The sequence below is a fragment of the Alkalibacillus filiformis genome (genome assembly GCF_030814115.1).
In the GTDB taxonomy this organism is placed as follows: Bacteria; Bacillota; Bacilli; order Bacillales; family Alkalibacillaceae; genus Alkalibacillus; species Alkalibacillus filiformis.
On the sequence record NZ_JAUSUP010000007.1, the window covers coordinates 16,482 to 33,810 of the forward strand.

A 17,329-nucleotide genomic window follows, 5' to 3' on the forward strand; every position below is an offset into this window, starting at 1 on the left:
AATTGAATTAAACTACCAATATACAACACTAAAATCAAACCACATGACCATCCTAAATATTTTAATAATCTTCTCATCTGCTCCCTCCCCAATAAAGTATTATGTTACCTTTCTTTAAAACATCCTTCCCCGTTAACTCAAAATGGATAGCTTTTATTGATCAATCGCACCGTTAATTTAAATGAATAGAGTCACATATTAATCATTATAGAACCCTACTAAATGTATTTGGATAATCAACAACTAACCCATTTGAATCAACACATATGATTGTCTCATAATCATAACAACGGTATTTGAAGTACCTTAATTCACCTTCCTTACGAATATATTGATAAGACTGGGGTACCTTTTTTGTTTCTAAAGAAGGAGTTGATATATAAACCATATGAAAGTGTTCTATTTGATTAATACTCCAATTTATTCTATTAATAGGCAAAGTGTTGGAAAAAGGAGTAGCTGAAATATCTATGTCAATAGCACCCTCAAGCTTGTCAATTATTTCCCCACCATTATTAAACCAGTTTCCCTCTCCGTCAGTATGTAATTCTAAACTACCAGTGTTTTCAACATTAATACTAAACTTCTTAGTAAGCCAATGCTCATTTAATTCAACATTATAATTTAAATAATGAGCATAGCTGTTATCTACATAAAATACCGTACTTTGAACAACGAGTTTTTCGGGTGTACTACCTAATTTAAGGTACTCGTAACCATATAATTCTTCATTGTTCCATACTACTTTTCCATCCATGTACACTCCCCCATTAATTTCTCGATAAAAAAGGTTATAGAAGTAAACTGTTTCGTTTGTTCAAAAGCGATCATTCTTAATAAACAAACGCCCCCCGTTACTTGAATAAGACTAATTTGTTTACATACCTTTACTGTTGTTCACACCTATAATTTATTTTAGTGCTTGTATGAATTCATTTATGTTGCTTAACATTTGATCTGGTTGAACACCAAACTCTAATGCCTGATAATTTGGTAACCACTGTACTCCGATAGTATGTACGTTGGCTTTTTTACCAGCCAAAATGTCAGCGTCACTATCTCCTAAAAAAATAGCATCAGTGTTCTTTATGTTAAGCTGTGCCAATGCCTTGTTCAACCCTTCTGGATGAGGTTTTGGTATAGAAACATCATCACCAGTGATTATTACATCAAATAAGTCTTTCATATTAAGGCAATCTAAAGAGATATGTAAACTTCTGCTAGCTTTTCCTGTTACAATCCCCAATTTATAACCTTCTCTTTTTAAAAACAGAAGTAATTCGTTAACCTTCTCATTCTCAAAGACAAGTTCTTGGTGTTTTTCACTATACTTCTCATAATATAATTCAATTGCTTTATCATGATTTGAATCCATAAGATTTTCTCTGATGATTCCAGTTTCAGATGGACCAAACATAGCCTTTATCTCATCTGGAGTAACCTCTTTGTTGTCAAAGTCCTTAAATACAGCTTGAAATGCATAAAAACAAACTGGCAAAGTATCAGCAAGTGTACCATCAAAATCAAAAATAATCGCTTTAATATCTACACACCCTTTATCAAATAATGTATCTTCGAATAAAAACTGGCTCAAATAATTAATGATCTATATTGGTATATATTGAATCTTCTACACCTGGGAGAAGCTTGTATATGCTTTTATTGAGCAGTCCTTCTAACTCATTTTTAATTTTGTAAAATCCCTTCCAGTGTAGCGAAGTGTGTAAAGTTGTTCCATGTCGTAAACCAACCGATACTAACCTTTTCTCAAGTGTAGTAAAACCCTCGGCATCAGCAAGAGCATCGCACAAAGTGATTACTTTATTATAAATATCATATGTACTGTTCTCATTAAGAATTTCAACCAATTTTAACTTCATATGTTCAGGGACAAGGCTCCAATCAGCTGCTTTTTCAATATGTTCATTCATGCAAGGAAATGAATGAGTAACACAAACAATTGCATTACCAGTAAAGCCAATTTTCTTGAAATAAATGTAGCCATCGAATGAATGAATAACAGATTTGGTAAATCCTTTATACCTACCTATATCGTGTAAGAGAGCGGCATTGTACCCTAAACCAACGTCAAAATCATATCCATTTTTATTTAGTTCAATTAAAATATTTTCAGTCGCTTTTGCGACATTAATCGAATGTTTAAACCACGGTCCTGGGTTTTGGCTATATGCCCATTCAATAAGCTCAAATGCATAATTTCTGTCCAATATATATTTCATGGGATGTCATTCCTTTTCTAATTAATGAATACCCTTTCTCTTCTAAAGTATAATTTCCTTCTTCAATTATTGCCCCCCCTATAGTTGAAGATAAAAGTCTTAAATAGTCCACTTATAATAAACAAACTTCACACTATTTCCATTCATTATAAATTCTTCATCACTTGTTGATATTTGTTTAAATCCGTTTTTTTCCAAGACTTTCTGTGACGGTATATTGTTAGTTGTTGTCTTTGCTAAAATCTGTTTAATACCTTGCTTGTTAAGAGTTTCTAATAATAGCTTCAATGCTCTATTAGCAATTCCTTTTCCAGTATACGCTCCACCCACTCTATAACCAATATAGCCTAAATTACGGGATTTATCGATATCTACTAAGTTCATTCGTCCAAGGATTAAACCATTGTCATCCTTAACTAAATAATAATATGATTGTCCATTAGTTTGTTCATCAAGTAAGTCTTCGTGCCTTATTTTAAATGTTTCATAATTATAATAGTCCTCTCCACGACTTGGTACCATCTTTTCAAAATAATCTCTGTTTTTAATTTCAAATTCATACAGCTTTTTAGCATCACCTGGCTGTAATTTTTCCAATGTAATTTCCATAATAGATACCTCTCAATGTTATTTCATAGATTACCATTTAACCTTATCACGCTATCCTGCTTCGTTAGTTCAATAGCTTCTACACCGATGTTAACATAATATTCCAATAATTGTATCAATAAAAAGACGACCAATTTTCTTGATCGCCTTATTAAACTCTTGCCCCCCCTTTGGTTGAACAAGACATTCACTTTTAAATACAACTATTCATGCAGAGAAATCATCAATAATTTTTGCGACTTCAATCCTTCCATACCTCTTTCGAATTATCGTATATCTAAACATAATCCATAATCTTCAGTTGTTACAGGAATGCTGCCCAGTTTGTTTTTACTATAATTAGAGTTAGCACTAAGTATAAACCACAAGAAATCAGTTTCTCTGTCTTTAAGTTGTAGACGATTTAGAATTGGAAATCCCCTTCCTTCATTAGTAGGACTTCAGTTCCACCTTCTTCAATGCCCACTACTTTCATATCTTCGGTGCCAAACGTCACATTGACTAACAAAAGCGAAGTATTCAGACCCGCTGCCTGCAACTCTTCCTGGGATTGGCCAATGCCATTATGAATATTGGAGGGAGATGCATTTCCGATTCCAATATGACAGGACGTATTCTCGTCCAACAAGGTATTGTAAAAAAGAGTATCTGTCTGAGCAAGAGGAGATTTATTAGAGACCAAGGCAATTTCACCTAGATAATGTGAACCTTCGTCTGTTTCGATGAGATTTTGTAACACCTCCTGTCCCTTTGCGGCATAATAGTCGGTAATCCATCCATCTTTAAAAATTAGATCAAATTCATCGATGACCCTTCCCCCATAAATTAGAGGTTTAGTACCTACCAATTTGCCATTCACCTTATTTTTATGGGGAGCAGTAAATATTTCTTCGGTAGGAATGTTCGGAAAGAAAGGTATTCCATTTTTATCTATGACACCCCCACCGACATAGAGGTGATTTTTAGGTAGACCAACTAATAAATCAGTTCCTCGGCTATTTGTAAAATGCAGGGCTTCAAATTGGCTCTCGTTTAAGATTTTCTTGCGAGACTCGAAGGCTCTATTGTGACTCTCCCAATCTTTTATAGGATTCTCTCCATCTGCCCGAGCTCCTTTTAAAATTAATTTCCATAATGATTGTAAAGCTTCTTCTTCACTTACGTTTGGAAAAACTTTAGTTGCCCATTCAACGTATGGAACAGCCAGAAGACACCAGCGTACCTCGTGGGACCTAATTTTCGCGTGATAATCCCTCAATTTTGTACGGGAAGCTTTTTGAAAACGATTAACTCTTTCTGTAGAAACCTCCTCAAAGACACCTAAGTTTTCAGAAATGATATGGATGTAAGCAGCACCTGCATCAGCCCACTCCTTAAAACGAGCAGCTTGCCAATCAGGAAAGTAATCGATGGCACTATCTGCTGCATTTAAGTAAAATTCTTTGGTAGACTGTTCATCTGTCCAATCTATAAATACATTTGAAGCTCCTGCCCCGTAGGCTACCGTTTGGATCAGACGTGCAAATGTTGCATTTTGTATATCACTATGAATAATCAATAATTGATCTTTTTGTAGATTTACACCAGCTCGTACAGCAAGTTCTGCATACTTTTTTAACTGTTCTTCACTTATAAATTCATATATTCCTTTAATCATTTAATATCTCTCCTGGGATGTTCTTTTTTACTAGAGAAACCTGATGCGGTGTTTAACCATCTAATTGTTTTAACCCTGCATCAACCGCGCCCATCACGGGTTCACGTTTCAACACTTTTAACTGACTACTTGAAGGAATTCGACTTTTTAACAACTCAGGCAAGACATCTTCTCTTTTAAACAAGCAACCTGCCAAGATGACCGTTTGATGTTGTTGAAAATGCTCATTTAACATCGTATTAATTGATAAAGCTAAATCATCAGCCGCTTGTTCAACAATTTCAATCGCATGGGGATCCTGCTCATCATAAGCCTCAAAAACAACACGGCTAAGTGATGCGATTTTTCCCCGTGGACTACTAGATTCATAAACGGCTGGAACTAAATCGTACCACATCAACTTGAAAGTAATCCGAAACCTTTTCAACTAAGTTATAAGCATCAGCTTTCCTGTCATGCGTATGGAATACTTTCCTTAAAGCCGCTTCACCGATCGCATAACCACTTCCTTCATCACCGAAAAGATAGCCTCAGCCACCGATTCTCGAAGCCTTACCTTCTTCGTTAATGCCATATGTAATCGAACCTGTCCCAGCGATTTGAACGATCCCTGGCTCACCATAAGTCCCTGCATATAATGCATTAATTGCATCATTCGCGACAATGATACGCCTATTCAGCAAACACAGATTCTACTAATTTACTTTTTTCTGAATCACCTGATCCTGACATGCCCGCAAACACGAGCGCTACTTGATCGAAAGCTTCGCCGTTTTGCTTTTTTAACTGATCAAACATATGTGATACGGTCTCTTTTAATTGCTCGCGACTAACCGCATTCGGATTTGTCGGCCCTACTGTTACTTCGGCGAAAACCGTTCCGTGTTGATCTGCAACGACCGCTTGTGTCCCTGTTCCACCACCATCGATTCCTAAGACGATTGCCATAAACTCAACCCCATATATTCGAATTTACTTTTCATTATGTGTAAAGGCTTTCAAAAAAGCAATAGCAGATTGCACATAGTTAATCTAGTAAATGTGTGCACTTTTGCCATAGTTTTTGAAAGCGCTTTTTTATAAAATAAGATTAGTAGAAAGGATGGTTGAAATGGCAGAGTTAAAACTAAACAATATTAATAAGTATTATGAAAAAGATGTACACGCCGTTAAAAATTTTGATTTAGATATTGGAGATAAAGAATTTGTTGTATTTGTCGGCCCGTCTGGTTGCGGTAAGTCAACGACACTACGTATGATCGCTGGGTTAGAGGACATTACATCAGGTGACTTAATGATTGACGATCGACGTGTCAATGATGTCCCACCGAAAAACCGTGATATCGCAATGGTTTTCCAAAACTACGCGCTATACCCGCACATGTCGGTTTATGACAACATCGCATTCGGCTTAAAGCTACGTAAGTTTAAAAAAGAAGTGATTAAAGAAAAAGTAGAAGAAGCAGCTAAAATTCTTGGCTTAGAAGACTACTTAGACCGTAAGCCTAAAGCACTTTCAGGTGGTCAGCGTCAGCGTGTTGCACTATGACGCGCAATCGTACGTGATGCAAAAGTGTTCTTAATGGACGAACCGTTATCAAACTTAGATGCGAAACTACGTGTTCAAATGCGTACAGAAATTCAAAAGCTTCACCAACGTCTACAAACAACAACAATCTACGTGACACACGACCAAACAGAAGCGATGACGATGGCAACACGCCTAGTCGTTATGAAAGATGGCGTTGTTCAACAAGTTGGTTCTCCGAAAGAAGTATTTGATTATCCGAACAACGTATTCGTAGGAGGATTTATCGGTTCACCAGCAATGAACTTCTTTAATGGAACAATTGAAGATGGAGCATTTAAAGTGGGCGATACAACTTTTGAAATCCCTGAAGGCCGCATGAAAATTTTACGCGATCAAGGCTATGTTGGAAAAGGTGTTGCGATGGGCGTTCGTCCTGAAGATATTCATGATGAGCCAGTCTTTATCGAAAACTCACCAGGTACAGCATTCGAATCAAACGTCGAAGTAGCTGAACTAATGGGATCTGAAACTTACCTATACTCGCGCCTAGGCGAGCAAGAATACATTGCACGCGTTGACGCACGTACACAAGTGAACGCAGGCGACAGCGTGAAACTAGCAATCGACATGAACAAGGTCCACTTCTTCGATTCAGAAACAGAAGAGCGAATTAAATAGTGAAAAAACCGCCTCGAGGGCGGTTTTTTTCGTTTTGATAGTGTTGTACATCGCGGAATTAGGCGAACGCTTAGTTAATTAGGCGTTCGCCTAAAAATTTTTCATTTCGCCTGAATATCAAGAATTTCGCCTAATTATTTTAAAAATCGCCTGATTCTCAAATAATCAGGCGATTTCACTATCGATTCTATACATCTTTCACACATCGAAAGCCAATATTACCTGACGAGCTGTCTGGTGTGTTGGAAGTACGTGCTGCCACTCGGTAGCGATTGCAGTATGAGTCGTGGCATAAGTACGACCCGCCTCTCATCGCTTTTGCATCTGCTTCACCTACCTGGGATCCCTCAATTACAAACGAATCCGCGCTCCACTCCCATACGTTGCCTGCCATTTGATCAAGTCCAAATCCATTGCTTTGATATGCATAGACTGGTGCTGTCGCTAAATACCCGTCTTCCATAATGTTCTGCGTTGGGAATTCTCCTTGCCAAATGTTACACATATGCCTGCCACCAGGTATCAACTCATCTCCCCACGGGTAACGCTTTTGCACGAGTCCACCACGTGCAGCATACTCCCATTCTGCTTCAGTCGGCAATCTTTTTCCAGCCCACTTACAATAAGCGGCCGCATCATTCCATGACACGTGTACAACGGGGTGCTTCATTCGTTGATCGATATTCGAATATGGTCCCTCAGGCTGGTACCAATAAGCTTTTTCAACGACAACCCACCAAGGCGTATTCGGCACGCGCTGTCTAGCAAAAGGTACATTTTCCCCTTTGATAAACTTATGAAAAACGAACGACCAGCCAAACTGCTCAGCTTCTGTCACATATCCTGTCTCATCGATAAAAGCTTTAAATTCACGATTCGTCACGACTGTTTTGTCGATATAAAACGGGTCAACAACGACTTCACGAACAGGTCCTTCCCCATCATGAGGGTTAATGTCGTGATCGTCAGAGCCCATTAAAAATGGACCTCCATTTAGAAACACCATCTCTTTTTCAAGGTCATGTTCACTTTTCGAGATGTCTGCATTGCGGCGTTCACCCGTTGAAAAGTCGACCTTCACTTGTTCACGTTTTGCACTGCAGCAAGATTTTTCTCCACTCACACCAACACCTCACTTCTACACAATCTAATTCGGCGTTCGCCGGAATCCCCACCTGTTTCGCCGGAAAAATTTAATTTTCGCCGGATTATTGAATTTTTCGCCGGAATATCAACAAAATCGCTGATAAACGACACTAATCGACAACCAACCCACTAAATAATATCATAAATAAAAGCAGGGACGAACGCGAGCGCCCCCACTTCTATTCATTACTTTTTGCGACTTTCGTAATCGTCATCAACACTTTCCCATTCTTCTGCTTCATAGCCTGGGACGCGGCCTTTTAACAATGGATCATCGCTTTCTTCCATCCATTGATCAACTTTCGCACGCAGGTCAGCTACCACTTCACGATAAGCTTCATCACTAGCTAAATTATTCAACTCAGCCGGGTCAGCCTCTAGATCATAGAGCTCTTCATCAACATTCGGCACGTAATAATCATCACGCACGACTTCACCCGTTAAGCTCGTATGCAAATCGTACGGCATATAAACTTTAGGCCCGTCTTCAAAGTTACGAATGTATTTATACTTCTCAGTACGGACACCGCGCATCGGGTGATACTTATCGTGCCACGTCATTTCTGCAAAAAAGTGATCACGCGTCTGTTCCACTTCGCCCTCAATTAACGGCAAGAAGCTGACACCGTCAACGCCTTCAGGAACTTTACAATCGACTAAATCAAAGATCGTCGGCATTAAGTCAACGTTACATAATAACGCATCTGACTGATAGCCTTGTTCGTACATGCCTTCAGGGAACTTCATTAAAAAGGCTGTCTCAAGCCCTGAGTCATAAAGCGTTCCTTTAGCACGTGGGAAGGCAATGCCGTGGTCTGTCGTGAAAATAATAACTGTATTATCGTCAAAGCCTTGTTCTTTAATAGCCCGTTTAATACGCCCAACTGCATCATCCATATCCATACCCGAACGGTAAAACTGCGCAAAATCTTTACGCACTTCTTCTGTATCTGGTAAATAATCTGGTAAAACAACTTCGTCTAAGTCAACAGGCTCATAGTCGTCAAACGGGCGGTGCGTCTCTTCAAACCCAAGTGAGACGTAGAATGGCGAGTCGTCATCGCGCTTATTTTCTTCTTTTAAAAAGTCGACGAAATGATCCGTCACATCAGTTGCCCAGTTGCCAGGTACTTGTTGATAATGTTGATACCCTAACTTGTACGGGTCAAATTCATCGTTTACAGACTCGTGGTAAAGGCCAATTAACGACGTGCGGTAGCCAATTTTGTTCAACTCAGATGGGATCGTCTCCAACTGTTCATAAATCGAATGCCCCATATGCGCAAGCCCCATCATACCGTGATTGTGCCCGTAGCGGCCCGTCATAATACTGCCGCGGCTCGGACTACATTGTGGCTGTGAGCAAAAATAATTATTAAACTGAATACCTTCAGAAGCTAATTCATCAATTTCTGGCGTTTCAACATTTCGGCCGTATGTGCCTAAGTAACGCCCTGTATCATGCGATATAATAAAAACGATATTCGGTCGCTGCATGATGCTACACCTCTCTTAAAGTGATTTTGCAACAGGTGAATCTACTGTTAACTGCACTCGCTCATCGTAATGGCCAATTGTCACGCCTTCACCTTCAACTAACGTGTAAACCACTTGTCCATCTTTTAGCTCAACATTAATTAAACGGCCACGGAAGCGTAAACTAAAGGAAAAATCATCCCAAGCAGCTACTTGTCTTGGCGCAAAAGTTAATCCTTCTTCTTTTACACGAAGTCCGGCAAAACCGTAAACCATCGCTAACCACGTGCCGCCCATATTCGCCATATGCAAGCCGTCTTTCGTGTTTTTGTGTAAATTATCAATATCTAAACGTGCGGTTTCGTTGAAATAATGATACGCTTTTTCATCGTGTCCAAGTTTTGACGCCATAATGCTAAACACACAGTAAGATAAAGACGAATCGTGTGTTGTCACACGCTCATAATAGTCATACGATTTGCGGATCGTCTCTTCATCAGCCACATCTTCTACTAAAAAGTGAGCGAGCACGGTATCGGCTTGCTTACACACTTGATAACGGTACAACGTTAGCGGGTGGTAATTTAATAGTAGCGGGTATTCTTCTTCAGACGTATTGTCTAAGTCCCACACTTCTTTGTTTAAAAATGTATCATCTTGCTCGTTAATGCCAAGCTCCTCATTGTAAGGCAAGAACATGTTCTCTGCCGCTTCATTCCAAAACGCCGCTTCCTCATCAGTCACACCTAGCTTCTCTACTAGACCGCCACCTTGAACGTCTTGATAAATTTTATAAGCCCACTCCATGTTATACTTCGCCATTGCGTTCGTGTAATAGTTATTATTAACAATACACGTATACTCATCAGGGCCTGTAACGTTATTAATTAAAAACTTCCCATCTTTCATAAAGCCTGTGTCAGCCCATAGTCTCGCTGTTTCAATAAGCACTTCTGCTAAATAATCTTCTTTGAACTGCTCATCTTTCGTCACTAAGTAGTACTGAATAAAGCTGTACGCAATGTCAGCACTAATGTGATATTGCGCTGTACCTGCTGGGAAAAACGCTGAGCTTTCAGGACCTGTAATCGTACGCCACGGGAACAATGCACCTTGCTTATGTCCCATTTCTTTCGCACGCGCTCTTGCTGCATCTAGCGTTGAGTAACGATGTAACAGTAAGCCTTTTGCAATCTCAGGATTTGTCATTAAGAAAACTGGGAAAATATAAATTTCCGTATCCCAGAAATAATGACCCTCATAACCTTCGCCTGAAAGACCTTTTGCTGAAATGTTACTCACTGAATCTTTTCCAACTGACTGCAGAAGGTGATACAAGTTAAAACGAATTCCTTCTTGTAAACTGTCATCACCTGACACCGCCACGTCAGACACACGCCAAAACTCGTCTAAATAACCTTTTTGTTCAGATAAGATTGTATCAAAATCAGCGATCCCTTTTTGAATGTCGATTCCTTTTTGTAAAAGATCATCACCGTGACGAAGCGTATCTGTATAAACGTTATACTTAATTAAAGACGCCCCATCACCACTGAATGTAAACGTCTCTGTTACGTCATAATCGCCACACTCAACGTCGTGCGCACCTTCATGCTCATGACGCGTCACGCAAGCTACTTCTAAATTCGAACGCTCAGTACGTGCTTTTATTTGCGTTAAACCTGATTCATTCACCGCCTGATCTGCGTATATAAGTTTCGCATGACCAGAAGCCAAACGCGGATCACCTTTTTCAACGTAGTTCGTCACATCGCCATTTACTTTTGATACGAGCTTAATTTCTTTTATGTCAGAAACCGGCTCAACATCTACTTTAATCGCGAACAATTCTTTCGTCACAAATGAAACGACACGCGTGAACGTTAATTTTGCTTCTTTTCCATTCGGCGAACGCCAATGAATGTGGCGGACAGAATAACCTTGATCCATGTGAAGCGTACGGTCGAAGCTCACGACCTCCCCTTCAAATAAGCTAAAACGCTCGCCATCGATTAACACATCAATTTGTTGCGCATCGATCACGTTTGCTAACTTTTGTTGAAAGTCAGGAAAACCAAATAACTTCTCCCCGTACTGAATATCTGTCTCTTCATGAAACGCATTAATGTACGTTCCGTGAATCGATTTAAAATCGTCACGATAGCCTTCTTCAAAATTTCCTCTTACCCCTAAGTAACCATTACCGAGGAACATAAGACTTTCGTTAACTAAAAGCTGCTGTTCATCTAAAGCTGTATTTGATAACTGCCAAGTCAAAATCGACACTCCCACTCTATAAAAATTCCGTGACATCTTTTGAAGCAAATTGGTAAATTATGTTTTATCAGCGATTTTTCATATATTCCAGCGAAAATTAAATTTTTCCGGCGAAATCTTAAATAATTCGGCGAAAATCTCTATATTCCGGCGAAACCACCTCATATTCCGGCGAACGCCTGATTACTCCGCCTTCGCACTCACACCGAAGCTCTGATATGCTTGAATAATCTCATCAAAATCAAGTTCAGTCGTATCATCGACGCGGTAATCAGCGTGCGATAACGCCTCAGCTGTTCCGACACCGACCGAAAACATTCCAGCGCTGTTAACGGCTGTTACGCCAGATGGTGCATCTTCAATGCCGATGCACTCGACATAATCGACACCAAAATAATCTGCTGCATTCGTAAACGTCTCAGGGTCAGGTTTACCTTTCGACACTTGTGCGGCATCGACAATATAGTCAAATTGATCAATGAGCTTAAGTTCCTTTAAGACGTGCGTTGCATTTTTACTCGCTGAACCTAAACCTACTTTAATCCCTTGCTGACGAATCGTTGCTAATAGATCTGTAATGCCTGGTAAAATATCGTCTTCACTTATCGTGCCTAATAAGTCGACATAGTGATCATTTTTTTCAGTTGCTAATGCTTCTTTACGCTCAAGTGATAAGTCACTCTGATTAGAATCAAGCGCTAAAATTTTCTCTAACGACTCCATACGCCCAACACCTTTTAACTCTTCATTAAACTCGCGGTCAATCGTAATTCCTAAAGAATCGGCTAACCTTTTCCACGCTTGATAATGTAATTCAGCCGTATCGGTAATAACACCATCTAAATCAAAAATAAATGCTTTTGGCATGATCATGATTCATGTTCCTTTCTACTGCTGTTTCGTTATATCTTTAACACTCTCACGTTCTAACAATTTATAATTTAAGTAAATCTCCGTTTCATCAGCCTCACCATCAACAATACGATTCAACAACTGTGCTGCTTGACGTCCCATTTCAAAGAAGTCTTGCGCTACTGTCGTTATGCCAGGCGAAGTCATGCCTGCAATCATCGAATCGTCAAAGCCGACGACCGACAAATCTTCAGGCACAGATAAGCCTAGATCTTGCGCTGCACGCATGACACCATAAGCCATAAGATCACTAAAACAAACGAACGCGGTTGGACGATGAGTTTCTAAAAACGTTTTCGCTTTCTCATACGCCTCACCATCATCGAAATCCGCATAAAAAACCGGCCTGTCTTCAAACGTTAACCCACTTTCAAGCAATGCCTCTTCTACACCACTTAATCGCTCTTCATTGACGTAGGCTTCCTTCGTCCCTGCCATAATTGCGATATCTTCATGACCTTTTTCAATTAAATAGTTCGTGAGCGCCTTAGTTGCTTCTCTGTTTTGAATCGTCACACTGCCTACACAAGGTTGAGGTTCATCCATTAAGACATCGATTAACACACACGGCACTTCGGTATCGACCATTTCTTTAAAAAATGGATCATCTAACCGAATCCCTTGCAAAATCGCTCCACCAATATTGCGCTCACGACAAAATTGAACATAACTTTGCTCTTCCTGTTTAAACGAATCGGTAAAATAAATTGAAAAATCTAAGTTAAGCTGCTGACTGCCGAAGTAGATCCCTTTAAATAACTCAAATGAATTGTTATCCTTCTGATCGTTTTCTTCAAAACCAGAGGAGATTAAGCTAATGGCTGAATTTTTCTTAGATGAAAGCATACGAGCAACACGATTTGGTGAATACTCCAACTCATTTGCTGTTTCTAACACACGCAGTCTCGTCTTCTCCCCAACATCTGGGTAGTTGTTTAGTGCTTTAGAAACAACTCCGACTGATACACCGGCTTTTTTTGCTACATCTTTAATCGACACCATTAACTTCACTTCCTCTTTTCAGCTTTGTTTTTGACACTCTCAGTCCAATGATTAAACATTAATAACGCTAAATAAGCGATTCCGACGCCAGAGAAAAACGGTAACAATGCTGTAAATTGAAATAGCGCAATATACGATAACGCGCCTGTCACAAACAAAATAAACACCGTTAATACTGGGCTACCTACTGTTGTTAAGGCCGCATACTTCATTAAATCTTTCATCGTCATGTCCATATGAGCTTCCATACAGAAGAAGATCATTTGAAAAGCGAACAATAGCACACCTATGACGATCATGACGACAGCTATAAACTGTGAAACATCGATTAAAATATAAAAGTCTACAAACCATATCATCCATATAACAGTGAACAACACATTCGTCTTCAGAAAACTTTTGTAATGTCGAAATAACGTTCTGAAATAGTGTGTTTGTTTATTTTTCTCATCTTGTTCCAACATCCAGTGCCGAAGCGACATAAACATCGCCCTTGTCGTTGGGAAATAGACAAACGTGAAGACGACTATGAACAGGACGTAGTGAATCATCGCAAACTTATGGTCACTGACATACCAAGAATAGATCGCAAACCACGTCGGAATGTTAAGGAAAAACCAACTGACATTCGTTAGTGCCAACCTAGCAACCCAACGTGATAACATGACAATCCATCCTGATAAACTAAACCCGTTCATAGTCTCACCTCACACCATATTACTTCACCGCTCCTTCACCAATTCCTCTAATAATGTGTTTCTGTGCGAACACATAGAAGATCACGACCGGAATAATCGTTAACACAAGACCTGCCATCGCTTGGTTCCACTGTATCGTAAACTCTCCGAAGAAGTAGAACGTCGCAAGCGGAATCGTACGCAAGCTTTGATCCGTTAACACTAATGAAGGCAGTAAATAGTCATTCCAAATTTGAATAACATTTAAAATAATAACTGTTACCGTAATCGGTTTTAATATAGGGAATATAATTTTCCAAAACACGGTAAACTTATTCGCTCCATCAATTTCAGCTGACTCTTCTAATGACACTGGAATTGATTTAATAAATCCATGATATAAGAATACAGCTAAACTCGCGTTAAATCCAACGTGCATGAAAATTAAACCACTACGCGTATTTAACATCGGTAATCCCGTTGTCGACATGATTTGATCCATAAACTGAATTAACGGCATCATAATCGTTTGGAACGGGATTAACATCGTCGCAATAAACGTCATGAAAATAATACGGCTTAACGTATTATCTTTACGCACAAGCATCCACGCAGTCATCGAGGATAAAATGACGATGATGACAACCGATATAATCGTAATGACTAATGAGTTGAAAAACGCCAACCCAAAGTTCATCCGATCCATTGCACGAATATAATGTTCAAACGTTAACGTTTCCGGCAATGCTAATACATTTTCATACAGCTCAGAACGGCTCTTAAACGAGTTAACGAGCATAATATAAACCGGAGATAAAAACACTAAAGCTCCTACGACTAACAATATTTCTTTTAAATACTTCTTAAAGAGACGCATCACATTTCAACCTCTCTCTTCTTCGTCATATAAACTTGGACTAATGTAATGGCTGCAATGACGATAAAGAAGATAATCGCCTTAGCCTGTCCGTAACCATAGTTGTTATAGCCAAAGATCTCATTATAAATGTGCATCGCTAATAGCTCAGTCGAATTAGCTGGACCTCCTGATGTTAAAGACAGGTTGACGTCATAGATCTTGAAACTAAACGATAACGTTAAGAATAAGCTAATCGTTAAAGCTGGCATTAATAATGGCATGACGATATTTTTCAGACGTTGCCAGTAGTTCGCACCGTCTATTTCAGCTGCTTCCATTACCTCACCTGGAATACTTTGAATACCAGCAATGTAAATAATCATCATGTAACCAGCCATTTGCCATGAGAACACGATAACAAGTGCATACATTGCTAAATCACGGTCCGTTAACCAGTTACGAAACACCTCTTCATTACCTGTTAAATCTCCAATAATTCTAAACCCATCAGAGAAAATGAACTGCCAAATATAACCTAAAATTAATCCACCAATTAAGTTCGGCATGAAGAACATCGTACGTGCAAAGTTCGCAGACTTAAACGCTGACGTAACTAGTAAGGCAAAACCTAAACCTAATACGTTAACTAATACTAAACTTAAAATCGTAAACTCTAACGTTAGCCAAGCCGAGTTCACAAAGCGCCCATCGTCTATTAACTCAATATAGTTATCTAATCCAACATACACCATTGGATTAGCTGAAAAACCGTCCCATTCAAAAAATGAGTAAAAAATTCCGATAACAAACGGAATTAACACGACCGTCGCAAAAATGATAAACAACGGTAAAACAAACACTAAATACCATAACTTATTGCGATGTTTACTCAACTTTCATCCCTCTTTTCTAACCTGAACCATGTCACAACCTGTTGTTAAGAAAGGAAAAAATAACAGGGAACACCTCATTGGGTGACCCTGTTATTTTTTTGTCAAAAGATCTTATTACCTCGTTGCACCTTCCCAAACTTCATCTAAACGCTCGATAAATTCTTCACCTGTCATGCTGTCATCTAAAAAAAACTCTTCTGTAGCTGGTGCTAAATCGTTCGGTACGATGTCAGCTGGGTAGTAGTTGTGTGCCCAAGGAATTGTGTCACCACTGTTAGAAGCATCTAGTACTTCTTGTGCTAGTGGGTCTAAACCATCTGCATCAATGTGTGTAAATCCAGGCACGTGATTAAATTCATCAACCATATACTCTTGACCGACATCACTATTGTGTAACCACTCTAAGAAATCTTTTGCTGCATCAATTTCAGCTTGCTCTTTATTAGCGTTAACGCCCCAGTTACCACCAACGCCAACGATTTGCTTATCATTACCGTCTAATGGGAATGGCATTAAACCTACTTCAAAATCTAAGTCATAATCATTTAACATTGAAACAACCCAGTTACCTTGGTGAATCATCGCTGTTTCACCATTTACGAAGTCACCAACTTGACGGTCATAGTTCACATCAAGTGGATTAACAGTGTGTTCACGAATCGCTTCCATAAACTGACCGAACTCTTGGAATTCAGGCGTTTCAGACATTGCCACTTCGCCGTCATTTAACTGATCAATGAAACCCATGTAATCGTCTTGTAGCGAGAACGGATAGTTACTAATGTGTCCAATTAAGAAGTAAGCTTCTTGTGAAAGCGTCAGACCGTTAATACCTTCTTCTTCAAAGTCTTGTAACGCTTGAACGAATGACTCGTAATCTGTAATATCTTCAGGGTCAACTAAGTCTTTGTTATAAACTAAACCGAAACCTTCAATACCATATGGTAGACCAACTAAACGGTCTTCGTACTCTAATCCCATTTCAGGTGCAACGTCATCAGCTAATGACATGTCGCTTAAATCATATAAATATGAATCTAGCTGATCGGCTACTTGAATGTTTTGTACTGTCATAATTGAAGGACCTTGGTTACTGTTTAGGCGAACTTGTAGTTGTGATAAATAGTCATCACCTGTCGTCCCCCAAACATCAACCTCAATACCTGTTTCCTCTTCATACATTTCCGCTAACTCTTCTAGTGGCTCAGAGATTTCTACTTTACTTTGGAAAACTGAGATTTGTTCAACCTCACCGTCTTCATTCACACCACTTTCAGCATCGTCACCATTGCCACCACACGCTGCTAACACTAGCATTGCTGCAACAAAAAGTGTAAAAAATAACTTATTAAATTTCATAAAATTTTCCTCC

At 39.3% G+C, this 17,329-nt stretch carries 17 protein-coding genes and 1 pseudogene; 1 reads left to right on the forward strand and 17 read right to left on the reverse strand.

Going from position 1 to position 17,329, the window contains the following annotated elements; genetic code table 11:
- Positions 1-205 precede the first annotated feature (205 nt).
- From J2R98_RS10605 to J2R98_RS10640, 8 genes are all read right to left on the reverse strand, one after another.
- A complete protein-coding gene (locus J2R98_RS10605) occupies positions 206-757 on the reverse strand; it encodes a putative glycolipid-binding domain-containing protein (RefSeq protein WP_307068802.1) in 552 nt (183 codons plus the stop codon).
- A 153-nt stretch (positions 758-910) separates the two neighbouring features.
- Positions 911-1,543, reverse strand: coding sequence for an HAD family hydrolase (locus J2R98_RS10610; RefSeq protein WP_307068910.1), 633 nt, complete (start codon positions 1,541-1,543; stop codon positions 911-913).
- 55 nt (positions 1,544-1,598) lie between these two features.
- A complete protein-coding gene (locus tag J2R98_RS10615; RefSeq protein ID WP_307068804.1) occupies positions 1,599-2,240 on the reverse strand; it encodes an HD domain-containing protein in 642 nt (213 codons plus the stop codon).
- A 99-nt stretch (positions 2,241-2,339) separates the two neighbouring features.
- Entirely contained in the window at positions 2,340-2,849 is a 510-nt protein-coding gene (locus J2R98_RS10620; protein ID WP_307068805.1) for a GNAT family N-acetyltransferase, read from the reverse strand.
- Between the two features lie 403 nt (positions 2,850-3,252).
- The gene (locus tag J2R98_RS10625) at positions 3,253-4,506 is read right to left on the reverse strand and encodes an aminopeptidase (RefSeq protein WP_307068807.1); all 1,254 of its coding nucleotides are present in this window, start codon (positions 4,504-4,506) and stop codon (positions 3,253-3,255) included.
- Between the two features lie 52 nt (positions 4,507-4,558).
- Positions 4,559-4,906 carry a hypothetical protein gene (locus J2R98_RS10630; protein ID WP_307068809.1) on the reverse strand — a complete coding sequence of 116 codons (348 nt, stop codon included), beginning with the start codon at positions 4,904-4,906 and terminating at the stop codon, positions 4,559-4,561.
- A gap of 130 nt (positions 4,907-5,036) precedes the next feature.
- Positions 5,037-5,189 carry a BadF/BadG/BcrA/BcrD ATPase family protein gene (locus J2R98_RS10635; protein ID WP_307068811.1) on the reverse strand — a complete coding sequence of 51 codons (153 nt, stop codon included), beginning with the start codon at positions 5,187-5,189 and terminating at the stop codon, positions 5,037-5,039.
- Positions 5,179-5,454, reverse strand: coding sequence for an ROK family protein (locus J2R98_RS10640; RefSeq protein WP_307068813.1), 276 nt, complete (start codon positions 5,452-5,454; stop codon positions 5,179-5,181). Before J2R98_RS10640 ends, J2R98_RS10635 begins: the two co-directional genes overlap by 11 nt.
- A gap of 163 nt (positions 5,455-5,617) precedes the next feature.
- Here J2R98_RS10640 and J2R98_RS10645 point away from each other — a divergent pair.
- Positions 5,618-6,715, forward strand: a pseudogene (locus J2R98_RS10645) (ABC transporter ATP-binding protein).
- A gap of 187 nt (positions 6,716-6,902) precedes the next feature.
- Here J2R98_RS10645 and J2R98_RS10650 read toward each other — a convergent pair.
- The 9 genes from J2R98_RS10650 to J2R98_RS10690 all read right to left on the reverse strand — a co-directional run bounded on the left by J2R98_RS10650 (position 6,903) and on the right by J2R98_RS10690 (position 17,316).
- Entirely contained in the window at positions 6,903-7,838 is a 936-nt protein-coding gene (locus J2R98_RS10650) for a formylglycine-generating enzyme family protein (protein WP_307068816.1), read from the reverse strand.
- 209 nt (positions 7,839-8,047) lie between these two features.
- Positions 8,048-9,358: a sulfatase family protein gene (locus tag J2R98_RS10655; protein ID WP_307068817.1), complete on the reverse strand. Its 1,311-nt coding sequence runs from the start codon at positions 9,356-9,358 to the stop codon at positions 8,048-8,050.
- Between the two features lie 15 nt (positions 9,359-9,373).
- Entirely contained in the window at positions 9,374-11,614 is a 2,241-nt protein-coding gene (locus J2R98_RS10660) for a glycoside hydrolase family 65 protein (protein ID WP_307068819.1), read from the reverse strand.
- A gap of 183 nt (positions 11,615-11,797) precedes the next feature.
- Positions 11,798-12,487, reverse strand: coding sequence for a beta-phosphoglucomutase (gene pgmB, locus J2R98_RS10665; protein WP_307068820.1), 690 nt, complete (start codon positions 12,485-12,487; stop codon positions 11,798-11,800).
- A gap of 15 nt (positions 12,488-12,502) precedes the next feature.
- Positions 12,503-13,528, reverse strand: a complete 1,026-nt coding sequence (locus J2R98_RS10670; protein ID WP_307068824.1) for a LacI family DNA-binding transcriptional regulator — start codon at positions 13,526-13,528, stop codon at positions 12,503-12,505.
- Positions 13,529-13,533: 5 nt separating this feature from the next.
- The gene (locus tag J2R98_RS10675) at positions 13,534-14,226 is read right to left on the reverse strand and encodes a DUF624 domain-containing protein (RefSeq protein ID WP_307068826.1); all 693 of its coding nucleotides are present in this window, start codon (positions 14,224-14,226) and stop codon (positions 13,534-13,536) included.
- A 19-nt stretch (positions 14,227-14,245) separates the two neighbouring features.
- Positions 14,246-15,082, reverse strand: coding sequence for a carbohydrate ABC transporter permease (locus tag J2R98_RS10680; RefSeq protein ID WP_307068912.1), 837 nt, complete (start codon positions 15,080-15,082; stop codon positions 14,246-14,248).
- Positions 15,082-15,957: a carbohydrate ABC transporter permease gene (locus tag J2R98_RS10685; protein ID WP_307068828.1), complete on the reverse strand. Its 876-nt coding sequence runs from the start codon at positions 15,955-15,957 to the stop codon at positions 15,082-15,084. The genes J2R98_RS10680 and J2R98_RS10685 overlap by 1 nt, the downstream gene beginning before the upstream one ends.
- A gap of 114 nt (positions 15,958-16,071) precedes the next feature.
- On the reverse strand, positions 16,072-17,316 hold the full coding sequence (locus J2R98_RS10690) for an ABC transporter substrate-binding protein (RefSeq protein ID WP_307068830.1): 1,245 nt from the start codon (positions 17,314-17,316) through the stop codon (positions 16,072-16,074).
- Positions 17,317-17,329: the final 13 nt, after the last annotated feature.